Origin of the sequence: Mucilaginibacter gilvus (genome assembly GCF_004054195.1) — a bacterium.
Lineage (GTDB): Bacteria > Bacteroidota > Bacteroidia > Sphingobacteriales > Sphingobacteriaceae > Mucilaginibacter > Mucilaginibacter gilvus.
Window position 1 is genome coordinate 409,534 of the sequence record NZ_SBIW01000012.1, and the last position, 19,479, is coordinate 429,012.

The window sequence follows — 19,479 nt, forward strand, 5'->3', positions numbered from 1 at the left end:
TTTTAAAAATTAACAACACAAGATCATGGCTTTTGAAGATGAAAACACAACATATAATGGCGGGCTTAAGGCATTAAGCGACAGCGATTACCAGATAGTGGATGGCGAACCGGATATTACCGGCTGGAACGTACTGGATACCAATGGTTATAAATTTGGCGAGGTGGACGACCTGCTGTTCGACCCGCAATCGCGCGCGGTGCGTTACCTCGTGGTAGAACTAAAGGCCAACGGTACCGATATAGCCGACGACCGCAATGTGCTGATCCCCATCGGTGTGGCAGAACTGCACACCGATGATGACGATGTAATAATCCCTAATGTAAGCGCCCAGCAGCTATACACGCTGCCGATGTACGAACACGGCGTTCTGACGCCCGAAAACGAGGTGGCCATCCGCAATATTTTTGAAGGCGGCAGCGCCGGCCCGTACGAGGCGGTAGGCTTTTACGAGCACGAGCATTTTAACGAGGACCGCTTTTACGGCCGTGGTACCGCAGCGACAGAAGTAACCGACCTCACCATCCCCGAAACTGCGGACGATGAAGCAGCCCGCCAGCAAAAGGTGCGCCGCGTTATTGCCAAAATTGAGGCTAAGAACGATGCGGATAAGTCGGCATTTTAATAAACTGATCAAACTAAATACGATGAGGGGCTGCCGTGAGGTGGCCCTTTTTTTGTGGATTAATTAGCAAAAGGGTGAAATTACCCTGTTGTTACCGGTTATTCCTGTAAGTTGTGCCGCTTAATTACCCTGCACAAAACCTCTTTTAACCCTTATTTAAACTATTGCGCCAGGTTATGGGTTGCGCGCTTGTTATTGTGGTTTTTAATTAATTAAATTTACTCATAATAAAGCTGTTAGCTATTTTTTTTACCTCTACCTAACCCTGATTTATGAAAAAATTCCTCGTTGTTGTTGTTGCTTTCGGGATGCTGCTGGCCTGCAAATATTTTCAAAGCCATAACGCCAGCGGCCTGCCAAACGCTTTTTGCGACTCCACCCAGGCGGATAACCCCTGCTCCATAATTCCCTACGATGTTGATGAAAAGTTCGGCCTCGGCTACGATAGCTTTCTCGATTCGCTGCACCAAACGCCTTTCGATATCTTCTCCTGGCAAACTTTTATAGCCCTCAACTGGCCCGCCAATGCCGCAGGTAACCCTATCGGTACCTCCATTACCGATTCAGTGAACGCACCCCGCGTGTGGGAGCATTACCAGGACCCTGCCGAGGTTTTTGGCACAGGTATGCCTTTGCTTAATCTGCGCCTCGGCATAGCCAAAAAGGGCGGGCAAAAGTTTCTTTACCTCGATTCGAAAGCGCCGCATGGCCTGGGCGCCATTAAATCTGTCAATTCTAACGACCTGAACGGTTTCCAGGAGGCCGACGGCCACCCACTGATAGACCGTAATCTCAATTTTGCCCTTTACGAAATAAAAATGAACCCGGTAGAAACCAGTTTCACCCTTGATAACCACCTCACTACCACGCAGGGCATCTACAATGCGGGGAGTAAAACCGGTAACGCAATCGATTTGCCGAAAAGCAACGAGAAGGCCAAAAATTTGGGGATCATAGAGATCAAGGCCTCCTGGCGCATTTTACTCCCCGCTGCCGGCGACGATACCAGCCGCTACTATTGCCGCAAGGCCACCATTTTTATTGATAGCCTGCACACCCGTAACCATAAGCCGCTCATTATTAACAACGTAACCGTGGGCATGGTGGGGATGCACATTGTGCGCAAAACAGCCAAGGTATTTGTTAACCAGATCTGGACCACGTTTGAGCACATTGATAACACGCCGGATGATGCCCAGCAGGCGCAAATGAGCGGCAGGCAATGGTCGTTTTATAACCCAGACTGCCTTAATTGTACACCTAACGCCCCGGCAGATACCATTAAGGGAGATAACCAGCAATATATGTGGGAACCTACCATGCCTTATGCCCGCGATTACGCTACAGGCTCGCCCGGTCAGCAAAGCAAGCGCGATTCGTTTGGTACACAGGCCATGCGCGTGTACCCCGTTTACCGTTATACCGAACTGGTGAACCAGCAATGGCAGGCCAAACTTAAAGGCACCGTTTGGGCCAATTATAAGCTCATAGGTACGCAGTGGGAGCAGTCGGAAATTCACCCCGGGCCAACCGCGCCAAACTTTTTGGGTAACACCACGCTGGAGACCTTCCTGCAGGCGGATGCATCGTGCATTACCTGCCACCGCGATGCCAGCATAGCGTATATTAAAAACAAGGATACCACAAACATAAAAACCGATTTCAGCTTCATATTCCCCATCTACGCCAAGGTGAATACCAACGCTAAGCCGGTTAAGAAATAAAAATTGAATATTGATTGATTTAAGAGAGATGAGGCTGCTGGGAGGTGGCCTTGTTTTTTGTGAATAATGTTTCGTGCGAATACTTGCTTTGATTTAGGATTAATTTGGAAACTTCGACCAGTAGGGGCAAAAAGGTTGAGTAATTGGAGAGAAAGTCATTGAAATAAAGGGGACTTATGAGTAGTTTTAACAAATTACGAGCGTTAAAATATAAGAGAGTAAATTATGTATGATTTGAAGATAATTGCCTTGATGAAAGGACTCGGCTACGACCGGTTTTACCCAAATGCAACTTATTTACGTAGCGAGATTCATTATTCTATAGCTTCATTCCAAAATAAAGAAACCGACCCATTGATTTTTAATATTGGCTCTACGGACGGCAGTGTCATTAAAGCCTGGAAACATGTCTACAGTAAATATTTCCCTAATAGGGCTTGGCCAGAAGAAGAAGTTGAATTTCCAAAAGGCCTCTTCATTAACAAGGATAAGTTTATTGTCGCCGTAGACAGGGATAATGTAGGAGACGTTTTTGCCTTTACCAATGCTAATAGGTTCAGTCGCCCCGTTATTAGAGGGATAGACGAAAGGCTTGACCTCGGGCAATTGCAATTTATCGTAAGTAATGCTGGTGTATTGTTTTCTTTATATGAGTATCCAAGTCATAAACTCATTGATGATTTTGAAACTTACGGTAACGTAAAGAATTTTACGGAGCCGTCCAATAAGATTGGTGTTGCTGTCGAGAGTAAAATCATAGGACCTTATGGCTCACCAATAGAACTTGAAACTGTCCACATTTTACCAAATGGTAGCATCTTTAATCAAAGGAAATATATCGATTTTGAATAAAAAATTTAAGCCCAGGTGAATGTCAATATAGAACTGAGGGGGATCTGTTGTCAAAAGTAAAGTCGCACATGCCCAACCCAACTAAACCCGATTGTACGGAAAGTCCGCTTCTTTCAGTGGCTTGGAGGGAAAGCGGGGCTATCGGCACCTATTGCTTCTGTCCCTGCTTTTCAAATGCCTTAAACTTTTAGCCACCAATTCCCTTACTCAATCAACAACAACCACCCTTTTCCCTTAGCCACCGGTATCTCGCTACCCTCTGTAAAAATATTGGCCTGCTGGAAGTTTTTGATGGGCGCGGCGGTTATTTTGGCCTTTGTGGGGTCGATGCCGAGGGCTTTCCAATCGATAGTTAGTTTGATGCTGGTATCGGTGTCTGCCCAGCTGGCTATGGCTACGAGGGCTTTGTTGGCCTTTTTGTACACGGTTGCCAGTATTTTGGGGTTGCCGGTTTTTACGGGGTTGGCGGGTACCCAGTAGCCTATCATTTTGCTGCCCTGCATACCAAACTGGTCCCAGGCTTGCCAGATGGGGCGCGGGTCGGCGTTGTCGCTCCAGGGCATGCGGTTGGTCATACCGTATACCATGCCGCGCCATGGGTTGCCACCGTCCTGCAGCATTTCGCCCATCAGGCCGAAGGGGATGCCCGATACTTCGGTGAGGAAGAAATCGGGGGAGTTCTTTTCGTAATCGAAGTATTCGCCAAACCACAAGCGGTTAAGGTAGGGGAAGTGCTCCATATACAGGTTGGCGCTGTTGTTAAATCCATCGCTTTTGTTGTATTGGTTGGCGCTGTGGAGGTCGATAATACCGGGGTGCCCGTCCTGTGTAAGTACGCGTTTGATGCGTTTCATGGTGATGCGGTCAAAAGCCACATCGTCTAGGTAAATACCGTCGATACCTACGTTCTGCACCAGCCAGTTCATGCCTTCTACATAGTAGTTGTGCCAGCGACTCATACCGCTGTTTACAATGGCGGCATCCTTAATTTCGGGCACGTACCAGGCGGCGATGTAATCGTCGCCCAGGTGTTCCTGCAGCCAGGAGTAGCCTCCGCCCTTGCCGGACGAGTAGATCTCGTGACCCAGACTGCGCATCGGGAAGGTTTCGTAGGCACTATTGCTCAGCTCGCGCACGGTGTTGTAAATCTTCACTTTGAGGCCCAGTTGATGTGCCGAATCGATATAATGCTTCATAGCATTGTGGGCGATGAAGGGGTAATTGATGGTAGGGTTGATGGGCGTAGCGTGGTGGATGTTCACCACGGTAGCGCCGGTAGCTTTAATGGTATCCAGGTTGTTGTACTTATGGTAAAAGCGCGTGCTCCACTGAAAATCGGTATTGATAGGGTGGAAGGGGGTGATGAGCAGCGTGAAGTTGTAGTACAGCACATCGCCCTTTTTTATAGTACGCGGGCCGCTATAATTTTCCGACAGGATGTTAGTCCCCTTTTTAGCGATGAGGATGCCACCCTTACCGCCGTTGCCCCAGCTAGTGGGCAGCAACAGTGGTTTTTGCAGGTAGAAGTTGGTGTTGAGCGGGCGCACGTAATTCTCATCGCGCAGGGAGTATTGCAGGCCGGCATTCACTTCGCCAATCCAGGCGCCATCCTGATTCTTTTTGGCCACGTCCCATTTCCAGTTGAGGGTATCGGGGCGGTAGCCGCCCTTTTGGTTAAGGCCCATCAGGTATTTGGCGGCGGCGGTATCAAAGGGAATATGGAGTTTAATATCGTCGAGACTGATATCTTTTTTGGCAGTAAACTTTACCTGGTAGTTCATGTAGCCATCGAACTCGATGCTGCCGTTGACTTCCATGTCTAATGCATCGGATGCGCTTTTGCTCTCCCAGTTTATCTTGCCAGAGGTTGTGTTAGTAAAGGTAAAGCCATCTTTATAGCTTATGGTAGTTCTATCCCCGGTACTTTTATCAAATTGATCTATTGATTTCGTTTCTCCTTTAAAAGCAACATCCTTATGCGTAGCCGCATCAATCACATGAAAATGGATGCCCTCACCCAAAATGTTTTTCGGAGTGACTGACATTTCTGTCATTTCCGGCGTGAAAAAAGTTTGAATTTCCTTTGGGAAGCCGTTACTGGCTAAGGTAACCTTACGACCCAATAAGCTGATGGTTTTATCGTCCACCTTTAACGGGGTGTAGGGTTTTATTACCGTATTCTCCTGTGCCAATGTAGAGTTAAGCCAGGTAAGACGGGTTTGTAATTCCGGGTGGTTAACACCGCCGTTTAAAGCTTTTTGGTTTTTAATAGCCAGGCTAACCAGTACTTTGGTGGCGGGCACACCATCTGCAGAAACAGTTGCGTAGCCATTATAAGTGCCTGCCACGGTTTTAGCGGGGACATTTATCAAACACCATAGCGCCTGCACGTCGCCTTTGGCAATGCTAACGGTTTTCTCAAGATGGGTGCCGTCATATTTAGTCCCATAAGTATTCAGGCAGCTCATCTCCAACCACGATATGGCGTGGCCTTTCGTATCCTTCAAATCAGAAAAGTTCACCTTAACATTGTTCAAGTCTTTGTTTGCCGCATACACGCCCAACTGGTAGCTGTAATTCTCGCCCTTTGCTGCCGTGCCGCTAAACTTCAGCGTAGCGCCTTTCTGGATCCAGCGTTGGGGCAGGTCCTGCGGCATTTTAATGGGGTTCGTCCTGTCCTCGGTAAAAACTAAATAGGGTTTTGCTTTGCTAATAGTCGATACTTCGGCTTTGGTGGCAATCACCTCCATCGGGTAAAAACTATTGAAGGCATTAACCGCTTCCAAATAAAGCAGGGTGGCGTTAGTAGATTTGCCGGTTTTTAACAGCCACGCTTCAGATGCTGTGTTTTTTAGCGTCAGGTACGCCGCTTTTGGGTAATTGCTGCGGGCGGTTACCTTATAGGGCATGTAATAGACATAATATTTCCCCGCGCCGGATGTTGGTTCAAAGTAAATGGTGCCGCTCTCGCGGGAGATATTTTCCGTTTTTACATTCAGGACGCGCTTATTGGTCTTAGCATCCACTACCATGATCTGCTTATTGGCGGGCCCGTCGTGCCGGCGCCAGACTATTACGGCTTTACTAACCGGGCCGGCCGCGTCCACGTTGAGAACCGCGCGGTGGTTGCCCAGCGAATCGGGGTCCCAGCTGTTGTTACCGTTTACATATTTAATATTTTGAGCGATGGCATTACTGCCAAAAACCAACAATAAACAAAACAGGAGGGAGGCTTTTACTAAACGATGCATAGGCTTGATATTGAATAGCGTTGATAGCCCAAATTAACAAAAAAATATGGATAGACCGGGCGCGGCCCCGCCTCAATATAAAGAAAAATGGACGTGAAAATCCAGTTTTTCTACAGAATGTTTAGCTAATTAGCCGTAAAACTACACGCTTTTTATGGCCAGGGCAGTATTAGTAACAGATGCCGAGAATTACGTACGAGAACTGCTAAGCACTCAACTGTCGCCCGATATGTATTTCCACAATCTACGGCATACCGAACGTGTTGTGAACGCCACCATCGAAATAGCCCAAAACTCGGGCCTCAGCAAAAAAGAAACCATTATTGTACAGATAGCCGCCTGGTTTCATGATACCGGCTACTGCTACGCCTATGCCGGGCACGAGGATAGCAGCATTGCCATTGCCGCCACTTTTTTAAAACAGCAGGGCACCGACGAAAAATTCATCGCCAAAGTTTCGGGCTGCATCCTCGCTACGCAAATACCGCAAACCCCTACTAATTTAATGGAAGAGGTGCTTTGCGATGCCGATCTCTCGCACCTTTCGCGCGCCGATTACCCCAAGCGCGCCAGGCTGCTGCGGATGGAGTGGGCAGCCAGGCTAAAAAAAGAGTATACCGACCGCGACTGGTTTCAATCCAACATCAGCCTGCTTACCCGGCACACTTATTTTACGCCCTATGGCAAAACCGTATTGCAACAAAATAAGCTCAATAATATTGATGTGCTGCTTGCGGGGTTTCCTAAATAAGCGTTACCCTAATATAAATTACGCGCTCATTTTCATAACTTTATCCGTTGCATTGGGTACAATGCTGTAGAAGCGATTTTTCCGATTATTAGAATTTGCCGGCCAATTATTAAACCTAAAACTGCTACTGTAAAATAAATGGGGGTGAAAACTATTTCTTTTTCTCGTGTTCATGAATCGGCCGTAAAAGCCTTTAGGTGTGGTGTATACTTGTTTGTAATTGCCTTGTTTTTTAATGCGGCGGGGGCATACGGGCAATACCAAAATGCCTTTAAAACCAGCCTCGGCATCAACGATGGATTATCGCACAGCAATGTGAAGTTTATTTACAAAGCCACCGCCAGCCCCGCTGCATCCCGAAGAATACGGGCTTAAGTGGGTTAGCTTGTGCAAGTATTTCCTATTGTCCAAATTCCTTCCCGGCAAATTAAAGCGGTAGGCTAAAATAAAAAGTAGAGCCTTTATCGGGTTCGCTTTCCAGCCAGATCTTGCCACCATGGCGTTCTACTATTTCGGCGCTTAAATATAAGCCGATACCGAAACCGGAGATGTGGCGGGTATTGCTGCTCTCTACGCGGTAGTAACGGTCGAATATTTTAACGGCGTCTGAGGGTTTTATGCCAATGCCTTCGTCCCTTACGCTTACAATGAGTTCCTTTTGTTTTATTGTGCAGGAAATTTGGATGGTGGTATCCTTGGGCGAATATTTAACCGCGTTACTGATAAGGTTGGAAACCACGGAGTTGATCTTATCCCGGTCGGCATATACCTCGGTTGATGCGCACTGCGGTAGGCTAATGTGGTGACTGTTTACGCTCAACTTCATTTCTTCGGCAATTTCGCCTACCAGCTCCTGGATATTAAAGCGACTTTTTTCTATCAGGATCTTGCCCGATTCCAGTCGGGAGATGTTCAGGAAACCATTGATCATGGTGCTCATCCGTTTCACCTGGGCGTTTGCCTTAGCCATGGCACCGGCTAAAAACTGGTCGTCGCTGGTTTGTAGCTTGGCATTGGTTACCTGTATAATGGCGTTGAGCGAGGTAAGGGGCGTTTTCAGCTCATGGCTCACCATCCCTATAAAATCGTTCTTGCGCATCTCGTCGCGCTTACGTTCGGTAATATCGTGCAGTACACCGGTGAAAAAGTCCTTACCGTCATAATTGAGCATGGTACCAATGCCGCGCACCCAGCGGGTGGCACCATCATGATAACCTATTACCGGGTATTCCATATCAAAGCGTTGGCCTTTTGTAAAGGCGACCTCCACCATTTCGGCAACCTTCTGGCGGTAATCCTGGTGGATCTGGTTAATAACTGCTTCATAAGGGACCTCCTCATCCGGCTTAAAGCCGAAAAACTCTTTTAAGGTTGGCGATGCGGAAAGTACTCTGTCGGTAGCATTAATAAAATAGGTTCCAAGCCCGGCGGCATCAACCGCCATACGCAAACCTTCTTCGGCACGCTCTACTTTTACAGCCGCCAGGTACTGGTCGGTAATATCCATCACCACCCCGGTAAAGGCCGAGAAAGCCCCGGACGGATCTGCCTTGAGGTTGCCAATGGCCCGCAGCCAGCGCAGCTGGTTATCATGCAAGCCGATCACCGGATAGGTTACATCATAATCGCCGTTATGATAAATGGCGTTCTCCAGTTTGTTTGCCACATATCCGCGGTACTCCTCGGTTATCTGCGCCAAAGCCTGTTCAATAGACAGGCTCTCCTCCGGATAATAGCCAAATAGTTCTTTCAAACGGGTATCAACAATAAATTCTCTGGTGACTGAATGGATGAACCAGGTGCCAAAGTTGGCGGCATTAATGGCTAAGCGAAGCGCCACTTCCCCTTCCTCTATCTTTTGACGGGCGGCCAACAGCTGCCGGTTAAGCGATCCCAGCTCGTCGTTGGATGCGCTCAGCTCTTCGTTAGTGGATGCAAGTTCCTCGTTGGACGAGGCCATCTCTTCATTAATAGATTGCAATTCTTCTGAACTTTGCGCCAGCGCTTGCTCCCATTGCTTGCGTTCGGTAACATCGCGGGTGGTACCGGCCACGGCCTCTACCTCGCCGTTCTCATCCAGCACCGGGGTGAGGATATAATCGTATACCCGCCTGCCCAAAGTGGCGTGCGGGAAGGATACTTCGCCACGGACGGATTGTTTGGTTGCCCTCACCTGGTCTATCTCCCGTTCGTGCATGGCGGCGTGCCATTCTTCGTAGCCATTTTCACGCAAGCCCTTGCCAACGGCATTATCCCAGGTTTTGCCCCACATGGTTAGCAGGGCAGCGTTGGCATAAGTGAAGCGGTAATCCAGCCCAAATACGTACATCAGGTCGGGCGTACCGGCGGTGATGGTTTCATATAGTCGTTTTTGCTGCTCGGCACGTTCGGTAGTTTCCCGCAGCGCTTCCTCAGCCTGTTTACGGTCGGTAATATCGCTGGCGGTGCCAAACCACTCCGTTATCTCGCCTCTTTCATCCAGGATGGGCACGGCACGCGAAAAAGTCCAGCCAGTGCTGCCGTCAACCCGCTGCACCCGGTGTTCTAATTGAAGTATTTTTTTATCCCTGATGGCTTCCTTGATAGCGGCTGTTACCATTTCCTGATCGCCGGGATAAACGTTTTTTGCCAGCCAATCGGTTGTGGGTTCGTGCGTATCTTTTAAAAAACCGCGCCCATCCAACTGCCGCATAATCCGCCAGTCGGCGCTAAGGCTGTAAATAACGTCAGACGTAGCGGTAACCAGCGCCCTAAAGCGTTCCTCACTCGCAAAAATCGCTTGTTCGTTTAACAGGGGCTTATTATCTGATGGCTTTGTCATGGCATGGATAAACTATAACGGAAAATAGGAATAAAATAAAAAAGCGGCTAATTTGTTTGGGTTGGTGAGGCTTTATTCCTATAGGTGGTAAGGTGGTTGTGTTAAGTTTGGCGGCCATAGGAAAAGGTGGAGCCAGGGTTTTTCTATTCCCTCCCGCAGAGGGGTATTAGCCGGTTTACTATGATGATTTGGAAAAGCACTAACAGTGGTTTAAAGGTTACGACAGCCCCGCTATCCGCTGCAAGCCGCCGGGAGAAGCGGCTTTACGCTGCTCTCGGGTTTAGGTGGGGAAGGTTGGTGCAAGTATTCTTATCGCTGCCGCGTATCCGGCTTGTGGCCTGTATGCAAGGGTTATTAATGGCGGGGGGATGCAGTGTAGGGTAGGAGTGGGCGTACTCTTGACTTTGCCGCTTTGCTTTGCATGTGGTTAGGCACGAGAACGCCCTTCAATGCCCAAAGCCGCATACTTGCGCCAGGGAGGGTGGGCAGTCAGGTTAAAAAAAGAGTATACAGACCGCGACTGGTGGCAATCTAACATTAGCTTGCTTACCGGCATACCTATTTTACCCAGTATGGCAAAACCGTGTTGCAGCAAAATACGCTCAATAATATTGATGTGCTGCTCGCCGGGTTCCTTAAATAAGCGTTGCTTTTTTTAAATGGAAGGGTGGCTTACCTGAGGATAAGCTGAATTACTTGTAGGCGGTCAATAGGATAGCTCCTAAAAGCAGGGCTCTAACCGGCAGATCCTAATTACTGTTTTAATAACCTACTATTTATGACTGATAAAATGACACTACCAAAGGCTTTTCCAGCATCTAAGAGTTCTGTACTTAATTTTTTCTCCGGGTACAAAATTTTGCAAAGCTTTTCATTCAATGGCTGCGTAAAAAACTGTTTGTAATAATCAGAGTCCGGATTGATGAGGACCTCAATTTCATTTTCCCATTCGTAATTCACGCGTGTAAGATTCGCATGAGTTATATCCATTATTTTGAAGCCGATTGAATTTTTAGGAAGATAATTTAGAAAGATATATCCTAAGTCTGGACTTGTATGAAAATTAATTTTATCTTTTTCATACATTACGATTTTGTTGTCTATTTCCTGGAGTACCCACTTGTGTGATTCTTTGGGCATTAAATACTCACCAATGATAGATGGCGTTTCTAAATAACCGCGTGGTGCAACCCGGAATTGTTCTGCTAAAAATTTCGCTGGATCGTCCACATGTTCAAGTACATGGCTACAGATCACGTAGTCAAATTCTTTCTCTTTAAATGGAAGCGCATGACCGTCTGCTTCAATAAGGGTTTGATTTCCTAAAACTTTAAGGTCACCAGATCTGTGGTAATTGATATCTATAAATCTTTCCACGAGCACATTGGATCTTTTATGTGGATAGTTACCCGGGCCAACCTCCAATACGTGGTAGTTTTTCTTTATTGAAAGATCAGATTGCGACCTTGGGTTTTTTAATTTCATTTTATCATTTAAAGAAACCAAGAAAACTTATTTTCTCATTAGTTTAGTTAAAGGTATAAAAATAGGCACATATTATTTATGTCCCTCATCAAAAAATGCCTTTTAAGCAAATATATATCAAATGTTAATCTGTCCATTCAATTCGGCCATCTGATCAATTGAACTACCGACGGTAAAAGTTAGTCCCTCTATAAGGGGGTGCAGAGAATTTACTTCGGTTTGCGTCCATTATTCGAAATTCATCATTCGATATTAAAAACCTTCCCCTAAAACCTAAATCCTACCGTTATATAACTCAGGTATCCATCGGCGCTTTTGCCGAGAACGGCCTGGAGCAGGAAGGCGTTGTAGGGAGTAAGGAAGATGCCGCCGCCGTAGGTATCGTGGATGGTGCTGGAGTGTTCGCCTTTGAGCCATACACGGCCGGCATCGTTAAAGGCTACCAGGCCGAAGGACGAGGCCAATACGTAAGCGTTAAAATTGAACAGTTTGGCGCGCAGTTCCAGGTTGTTGTAGAGCACGGTGTTGCCTATAAAACGGCTGGTGTGGAAGCCCTGCAGGGTTAATCCGCCCAGGTTCATCATCTGGAAGAATTCGCCCTTGCCCACAATGTGACCCACGCCGGTGCGGTTGGCAAGTACTATGGTTGAATCTTTTATCGGCACAAAAAAGCTGAAAGTGCTGAGAAAGGAGGCACTGCTATGGCCGCCTACATTGAGCCCGGTAAGCCCGGTTACCGTAGTGCGCCAGGTTACGCCCTTGCTGGGGAAGGTTTGGTTGTTGCGGCTATCATACACCGCTCCGCCAATAACGCCCTCGTAAAGTTTGGTATCAAAAAGGCGTTCTTCGGGATGTTCCTGGTCGTACTGGCTAAAAAAGTGATCGAAGTTAGACCCGCGCGAAGCGATGTAAAACTCGGTGATGAGGCCGCCGCTTACCTGCCATTTATCAAATTTATGCGCCAGACGAATATCGGCTACGCCGTAATCGTACCTGTTGCGGTAGTAATAAAACTCTTTTTCGTTTTGGTATTCGCCCACGTTGCCCAGGCCAAAAAAGTTGTTGGTATTGCGCGGGCCGCGTTCGGTGATGTTTACCAGCAGGTCGGTTTTGCCCCAAACGCTTTTAAAAATACCGCTATAGGTTACAATGAAGGATTTTTTGCTGAGCGTATAGTTCACCTTCAGCTGCTGCGTGTTGCGGTAAGGCTCTTTACGGAAACTATATTGTGTAAGCCCCACGCCGCCCACCAGCTGCAGGCCGTCTTCTGTACTGTAACCAACGCCTACTATGGGCGTGTAGGTAGTGTATTTATTCTCTGGGCGTTTGTAGGCGTTTATGGCAGTGTCGTTAGATAGTTTAAGGTGCGCCTCGCTGGAGGTTGGCAGGCTGTTGCCTGGTCCGCGCACATCGTACACGTATAGGTTTTTGCGGTTGTTCAGCGCGGTATCAATATGATAGGTGTCGGTATCGGTGCCGCCTATCATGCGCACTTTTATAGGGGTTTGGTTGCTGCCGGTAACCTCGAAGCTGTTTTTACCGCTCAGGCCGTACAGACGCACATCGTTGGTAACCTCTTTTTTAAACGTGCGCTGGTAAATAACCTTGCCTGTGGTGTTGTCCTTTTTTACCTTGTTAATGGTCACTTTTACGTCTCCATCCTTTTGGGTGTTGATGGTAAAATGCTCGTCCTTATCAGATGCGGGGACGTCCACCTTTTGTGCCAGGAAACGGTAGTATTGCATGGCGAACTTTTTGATATGGTCGCGCCGCTTAAAAAAAGTTTTGAGGATGTGCGGACCTGAAACCGCGTACACGTTGGCCGGCATAAGCTTCACGGCGCGGGTAACCAGGCTATCGGTAAGTGTCTTTTGTACGTAGGCAATCTCATCTTCCCAATCTTTTTCATTCGGTTGGTTTAAAAAGTAAAGGTCGAACCCAACGGTGTTATAGTTCCACATATCCACCCGCCTAATGTGGTCGGTATAGGGCTGCAGATTGGGTTTTGCCAGGGCCATTACGGTAAATATAGCACCGCCTGTGGTGTAGAAAACTTTGTCGCGGTCGCCGGGGGTTGGCTCGTAGGTGTTTTTGGTAGAGTCCTCGCCCTTGGTCCATTTCCACTGGCCACCGTGGCGGTCCCAGTCGCCCATGATCATATCCAGGATGCGGGCGCGGAGAATGAGTTTCTGGTCTGTTTTTTTATCGTTATCCTCTTCCAGTTTATCCTGCACTTTTTCGGTTTTATAATCTTTGCCGCCATCTGCCGGGCCGTGTTCTTCAAACAGGTAAACATGGTTGGCAAATTCGTCGCGGTATTTGCCCAGTTGAGGGTCATCGCCCAGGTAAACAATTTTGGGGTTGGTATGGGTTATGCCCAATGCCTGCGCCATAGGCGGCACCGCCAGTGCCGAGAAAGGGTGACCTATAGAACCTGCATCTAACATGATAGCCTCTACAAGGGTGTTCTTATAGATCTTGGGCTGATCGCGCGAGGTGGTTTTATTGGCAGAGCGCAGTACCCATTCGCGGCCGCTCGAATCCTCCAATTGTAAGGACGTAGTTTGGTTGCCGCCGCCGGTACCGGTAATTTTTAAGCCGCCTTTTTCTTTATCGAGGTGGAACACCGGCATCCTGATCTCCTGCGCCCAAACCTTGCGGTAATTAGTGCCAAGCAATAACCGGGTTACCTTGCCGGCTTTGTCAAATTTGGTGTTAATGGCCATAGTGATGCTATCCGGCGGGCTTGCCTGTTGCGAATAAGCAAAACGTGTTAATAACAAAAAGAAGGCGCTTACAAATAGCCGTTTATAACTCATAGATGGTACGGGGGCGTTGAGGAACTGAAAGTAGGTTGATTAACATCCGCTGCGTGCATTTGTTCTGCAACCTTGCTAAAAGTACAATTTTGTTGTGGTAAAGTCCGAAGACAGCAAGTTGGATTTCATGAAAAACTATTTTAACCTTAACATCAAATCCATTATATTTAAAACCTTAACTAACCTTATTGCATGAAAAAACTTTACGCCCTCATTGTTTTCTTAGGCCTTTGTGTAAATGCTTCCCTGGCGCAGGATAGCACGGGCCTAAAGACAGCAGCCTTCGAAAAATCATTCACCTACCAGCATGGCACCATCAAAATAGGCGATGGTATAGCTACGGTAACCGTCCCTAAAGGCTTTAAATACCTCGATTCGGTACAGTCGCTGCGGGTACTTACCGAAATTTGGGGCAACCCCAAAACGGCTAACATGACCTTGGGCTTTATTCTGCCCGAAGATCAGGGTGTTATGGCCGGCGGGTATGTGTTCAACATTCAGTATGATGCCATTGGCTACGTAAAAGACGATGATGCCAAAGACGTTAATTACGATGAAATGCTCACCAACCTGAAAAAGGAGACCACTGACAACAATGCCGAGCGCCAGAAAACCGGGTACGAGCCGATAACCATTGTCGGCTGGGCCGCAACACCGTATTATGATGCCAATAAGCACATTCTGCACTGGGCCAAAGAAGTGAAATTTGGTACTGACAGTGTGAACACGCTTAATTATAATGTACGTGTACTGGGCCGCAAAGGCGTATTGGTATTAAACGCCATAGCCACCATGAACGAAATAGCACCCGTAAAAGCCGACGTGCCGCATGTACTCACCATGGTTGAATTTACCGACGGTAACAAATACACCAATTTCGATTCGGGTATTGATAAGGTAGCGGCCTGGACCATCGGCGGCCTGGTTGCTGGTAAAATACTGGCTAAAGTTGGTTTTTTTGCCCTCGCCGTTAAATTTTGGAAGCTGATAGCCCTCGCGTTTGTAGGCGTAGGTGGTGCCATCAAAAAGTTCTTCACCGGGAGAAAATCGGCAGCGCCTGTTACCCCGGCCGAAGAGGAAAAAGAACCCGTGGCCGCCTTAGAATCGCTTGGCAACGAAACGGAAGAGAAGAAGGAAGAAGATAAGCCGGCATTGTAACGCTGTTTATTTCAATTAAAACGCCCGGGCTTTGCAGAAAGGCCCGGGCGTTTTTTTGTAAAAATATTGAGGGTTAAGCAAAGCCCGGCAATTGGGTATGTGGCAACTTAAAACTAAATCTTAATTTAGGCTATTCATCTACGAGTGTATTTAAACATCATACTATGCCACCTGTATCAAGCAAGAAATTCATTTGGGGCCTTGGGCTATTGTCGGTTATTATAGCTAAGCCTGCCTTGGCTCAACAAAAAGAGGGCGACCCGGTGGAAACCAAATCGCCAAACAGCGATTACCAGTCCGCCTTTAAAGGGCAAACCCGCGCGCCGGGTGTAAAAACCCAAACCGCTATAACTGCAACCGTGATTACCAGCGATCTGAAAAGCCCATGGGGATTATGCGTATTGCCGGATGGCCGTTTTCTGATCTCCGAAAAGGTGGGCACCATGCGCATCCTGAAAGCCGACGGGGAGGCCGATAAAAAGATAACCAACCTACCAGCCGTAGTGGCGCAGGGGCAGGGCGGTTTGCTGGATGTGAACATCGACCCTGATTTTGCCAACAACCGTATGGTTTATTGGGATTACGCCGAAGCAGTTGCAGGTGGTAACGTGCTGGCCATAGCCAAAGGTAAATTGGCTGCCAATGAAAGCTCTATAGAAGATATACAGGTGATATACCGTGCCCTGCCCGCTTACCGCGGCCCGTTACAATACGGATCGCGCATTTTGTTTGATAAGCAGGGCAACCTGTTTGTAAGCACCGGCGAACGGTCTGGTAACGACATCCGCATGAAGGCACAGGACCTTGATGCTGCCATTGGTAAAGTGATCCATATCACCAAAAACGGCTTGCCCGTAGCAAACGGACCATTTGCAGGTAAGGCAGGTGCCCTGCCCGAGATCTTCGCCTACGGTTTCCGTAACCCCGAAGGTATGGCTTGGAACCCCGTTACCGGCGAACTTTGGGAAGCCGAGTTCGGTCCACGCGGCGGCGACGAGATCAACATCATCCGCGCAGGCAATAACTACGGCTGGCCCGTGGTTACCTACGGTATAGAATACAGCGGCAGCAAGGTGGGCGATGGCATCCAGCAAAAAGAAGGCGTTACCCAGCCCGTTTATTACTGGGACCCGAGCATCTCGCCGTCGGGCATTGCCTTTTATACCGGCACCGCTATCCCCGAGTGGAAAAACAATCTTTTTGTGGGCGGCCTCGGCGGTTCGCACATCGCGCGGTTGATCATCAGCAACAATAAAGTAACCGGCGAAGAACGCTTGCTGAAAGATAAAGGCGAACGCTGGCGCGCCCTCACCACAGGTAAAGACGGCGCCCTCTACGGCGTAACCGATAGCGGGAAACTGTATAGGATTGGGAAGTAGGGGTTTGTGAGTAGTGAGTAGGAAGTAGTGAGTATGAAATAAAACGTGCAGCTACAAATCTTTCCTTGGGGAGGGGGGGCGCCGTCATTCGACCAAATTATGCTTTAATACCCCCATGGGTAGGGGTGCGACTGTCACCCTGAGCTTGTCGAATGTCGCGCAAAGGCCGGGGCCAATAGGTAGTTACCTGATCATTGCAAAGGCAGACTGGGCTTTACCACCCTACCATCAAATATTAAACACATAAAATATCTATTAGCCCTTCTCCTCTTTTCCACAACTGCTTCTTTGGCGCAGGACCATAAAACGCAGATTGCCGCTTACCGCTAAAAGTATATGGACGATTTTTTGGAGGATAAAAATTCACCGCTGAAAAAAGAGGACCTGCAATACCTGCGTTTTTACGATGCCGATAGTACCTATAGAGTGGAAGCCCATGCCCGGATAGTAGTCAGCGCCCCCACTTTTGTAATGCCCGTTTTTGCAGGCACCGGGAGGGAATATGTAAAGTACGCCGATCTAACCATGCAGGTGAAGGGCAAGCCTATAACACTTTCGGTTTACCGCAGTACGGGGCTTGCCAAGATCCCCCTGTATGCCGACTACCTTTTTTTACCTTTTACGGATGAAACCAACGCACAGGAAACATACGGTGGCGGCCGCTATATCGACCTCCGCGAGGGTGACTTTAAAAACGGCATCGTAACCATCGATTTTAACAAAGCCTATAACCCTTACTGCGCTTTTGCAGGCGGTTACTCATGCCCCAACCCCCCGACGAAAACCAACTAAAGATTGCCATACCAGCCGGCGAAAAAAAATTTGCTAAAGAGGGTACTCACTAAACAGCTTAGCTGTTTTACGGTAAATAATATTATAATGTGGAATGCAGGTAAACCGATAGCTATGCTACCCGCAATGCCAGTTGCTGATGAATGGCCACCACGTAGGGGGTAAGCAATATCACATCGTGGTGCTGGTGAAGTGGTATCTCCAGGAAATCGCCGGCTTGGAGGATGTGCTCCTGCCCGGCTATCACACAACGGCAGCTGCCTTCGAGGATAAAGAAACTTTCGATGAGGTCAGAGTGGGTTTCGTCGGGGATGTTTACCTTGGAAACCACGAGGGACTGTGTCACCTGGTCATCGTGTCGTAACAAGTGATGGTAAAATGGATCAGTATGCTCCTGCGGAATAAGGCCGAATAACGCTTTAAGCCAGGCATCCAAATCGGATGAATTATCGGTAAGCGGCAAATTGTTCAGATCGAGCTCCGGAATATTAAACGCGGCGTTCAAGATCTTTTCGCGCAATCCCGGGCGTGGCGTAACAGCTAAGGATAGCGCCAGTTGCTCAAAGGCCAATTCAATAGCTTCCAGTTCCTGTTTTATGGCCGGGTAAAGGGCACACATACGCAATACTTCCTGCTGCTCGGTGGCGTTTAACGCACCTGCGCAATAGGTTTCCAGCATTCCGCTTTGTATGTATTCCTTTTCGTCCATTAACAAGTAAGGGGTTATGATTAAATTAATGTCGCAAAGATACTTTTAATGTGGTGGTTAAGAGTTGCGTTTAAAAATAATCGCAGAGATAAGGGGAGTTAAATAGCTGAAATTGGAGTAAGAGGTGGGGAATTAAGACGAAATGGGGAAATATTTAGTCCTTTCGGGTTGCCTACAGGCGGCCGTCCTAAATCATCAGCATGGTAACCTCAGTTTTTTCTGTTAATTTTAGGTTGGGTTAATTATCTATATGCGTTACAGGGAATACATTCCGGGGAGTATTTTAAAGCGTTATGTGCAATGCTATTTTACGTGCGAATCTGACACCCACATCGTTACCGAAGACAAGGTTTTTGCCTCGGGCAAAGTAGAGCTGATGTTTAACCTGGGCGACGATGGGCCGCAAAGGCTTGTAAACGGCGGGCTGCTTAGCCAGCCACGTGTGCAATTGTGGGGGCAAACCATCCGGCCATTTACGTTTACCTCCAGTGGGAAGCACGCCATGCTGGGCATCCGCTTTTTTGCGCATACCGCCGCCTGCTTTTTTGAGGAACCGATAGCTGACTTCAACGACCAGGTAACCGACTTTCACGACGTAGCTGGCAAGCATGGGCGCTTGCTTTACGAAAAGCTACTGGACGCCCCTTTACTTACCCGGCGAATAGCTCTTATTGAAGAATTCCTTTTGGCGCGCCTCCTGCGTTTCCAACCAAAAATGGGGAAGCTAAAGTTGATGAACAGCATCATCCACAGCGTTAACCACGATGATCTTCCGGATAATATCAACGCCGTTGCCGCCAGGTACGGCATCTCCTCCCGCTACCTGCAAAAGGTGTTTTTGGCTTATTCGGGCTTAACGCCAAACCCGTTCGGTAAGATATCGCGGTTCCAAAAAAGCCTGCAGCTGGTAACGCAAAAAGAACTGCCGCTAACCACCATTGCCCACAGCTGCGGTTATTACGACCAATCGCATTTTATTAAGGATTTTAAATTTTTCACCGGCTTTACGCCCTCCCATTTCCAGCCCGAAAGCTCCACAGACCTTTTTGTGCCGCTGAGCAACTGATCAGTTCCGATTTTTACAATTTGTTGGTTTTCATAAGCGATAGGTTT

At 48.0% G+C, this 19,479-nt stretch carries 14 protein-coding genes; 9 read left to right on the plus strand and 5 right to left on the minus strand.

Translation table 11 applies throughout. The features are described from left to right. Positions 1–25 precede the first annotated feature (25 nt). From EPL05_RS21495 to EPL05_RS21505, 3 genes are all read left to right on the plus strand, one after another. A complete protein-coding gene (locus tag EPL05_RS21495; RefSeq protein ID WP_128536047.1) occupies positions 26–625 on the plus strand; it encodes a PRC-barrel domain-containing protein in 600 nt (199 codons plus the stop codon). A 272-nt stretch (positions 626–897) separates the two neighbouring features. Then, a complete protein-coding gene (locus EPL05_RS21500) occupies positions 898–2,349 on the plus strand; it encodes a hypothetical protein (protein WP_128536048.1) in 1,452 nt (483 codons plus the stop codon). A gap of 225 nt (positions 2,350–2,574) precedes the next feature. Further along, complete coding sequence (locus EPL05_RS21505) at positions 2,575–3,201, plus strand: hypothetical protein (RefSeq protein ID WP_128536049.1); 627 nt, start codon at positions 2,575–2,577, stop codon at positions 3,199–3,201. Positions 3,202–3,404: 203 nt separating this feature from the next. Here the strand turns inward: EPL05_RS21505 and EPL05_RS21510 are convergent, their stop codons facing one another. Next, positions 3,405–6,452, minus strand: coding sequence for a glycoside hydrolase domain-containing protein (locus tag EPL05_RS21510; protein ID WP_243837345.1), 3,048 nt, complete (start codon positions 6,450–6,452; stop codon positions 3,405–3,407). Between the two features lie 154 nt (positions 6,453–6,606). On the opposite strand from EPL05_RS21510, the gene EPL05_RS21515 reads away from it, so the two are divergent. Together EPL05_RS21515 and EPL05_RS21520 are read left to right on the plus strand one after the other, a co-directional pair. Then, positions 6,607–7,203 (plus strand): HD domain-containing protein, encoded by a 597-nt coding sequence (locus EPL05_RS21515; protein WP_128536050.1) that lies wholly within the window; start codon positions 6,607–6,609, stop codon positions 7,201–7,203. A 144-nt stretch (positions 7,204–7,347) separates the two neighbouring features. Further along, a complete protein-coding gene (locus EPL05_RS21520; protein ID WP_128536051.1) occupies positions 7,348–7,578 on the plus strand; it encodes a hypothetical protein in 231 nt (76 codons plus the stop codon). A 52-nt stretch (positions 7,579–7,630) separates the two neighbouring features. Here EPL05_RS21520 and EPL05_RS21525 read toward each other — a convergent pair whose 3' ends face one another. The 3 genes from EPL05_RS21525 to EPL05_RS21535 all read right to left on the minus strand — a co-directional run bounded on the left by EPL05_RS21525 (position 7,631) and on the right by EPL05_RS21535 (position 14,328). Next, the gene (locus EPL05_RS21525) at positions 7,631–10,024 is read right to left on the minus strand and encodes a PAS domain S-box protein (RefSeq protein ID WP_128536052.1); all 2,394 of its coding nucleotides are present in this window, start codon (positions 10,022–10,024) and stop codon (positions 7,631–7,633) included. A 753-nt stretch (positions 10,025–10,777) separates the two neighbouring features. Next, positions 10,778–11,509 carry a class I SAM-dependent methyltransferase gene (locus EPL05_RS21530; protein ID WP_128536053.1) on the minus strand — a complete coding sequence of 244 codons (732 nt, stop codon included), beginning with the start codon at positions 11,507–11,509 and terminating at the stop codon, positions 10,778–10,780. 266 nt (positions 11,510–11,775) lie between these two features. Further along, positions 11,776–14,328, minus strand: a complete 2,553-nt coding sequence (locus EPL05_RS21535; protein ID WP_128536054.1) for a BamA/TamA family outer membrane protein — start codon at positions 14,326–14,328, stop codon at positions 11,776–11,778. Between the two features lie 192 nt (positions 14,329–14,520). On the opposite strand from EPL05_RS21535, the gene EPL05_RS21540 reads away from it, so the two are divergent. The 3 genes from EPL05_RS21540 (at position 14,521) to EPL05_RS21550 (ending at position 17,657) form a co-directional block, all read left to right on the plus strand. Beyond that, the gene (locus tag EPL05_RS21540) at positions 14,521–15,486 is read left to right on the plus strand and encodes a DUF2167 domain-containing protein (RefSeq protein ID WP_128536055.1); all 966 of its coding nucleotides are present in this window, start codon (positions 14,521–14,523) and stop codon (positions 15,484–15,486) included. A 164-nt stretch (positions 15,487–15,650) separates the two neighbouring features. After that, positions 15,651–16,865 carry a PQQ-dependent sugar dehydrogenase gene (locus EPL05_RS21545; protein ID WP_128536056.1) on the plus strand — a complete coding sequence of 405 codons (1,215 nt, stop codon included), beginning with the start codon at positions 15,651–15,653 and terminating at the stop codon, positions 16,863–16,865. 336 nt (positions 16,866–17,201) lie between these two features. After that, on the plus strand, positions 17,202–17,657 hold the full coding sequence (locus EPL05_RS21550) for a DUF1684 domain-containing protein (protein ID WP_208394809.1): 456 nt from the start codon (positions 17,202–17,204) through the stop codon (positions 17,655–17,657). 112 nt (positions 17,658–17,769) lie between these two features. On the opposite strand, the gene EPL05_RS21555 is transcribed toward EPL05_RS21550, so the two are convergent. Then, positions 17,770–18,366: a cupin domain-containing protein gene (locus EPL05_RS21555; RefSeq protein WP_128536057.1), complete on the minus strand. Its 597-nt coding sequence runs from the start codon at positions 18,364–18,366 to the stop codon at positions 17,770–17,772. A 250-nt stretch (positions 18,367–18,616) separates the two neighbouring features. Between EPL05_RS21555 and EPL05_RS21560 the strand changes: the two genes are divergently transcribed. After that, positions 18,617–19,432, plus strand: a complete 816-nt coding sequence (locus EPL05_RS21560; protein ID WP_128536058.1) for a helix-turn-helix transcriptional regulator — start codon at positions 18,617–18,619, stop codon at positions 19,430–19,432. Positions 19,433–19,479 lie beyond the last annotated feature (47 nt).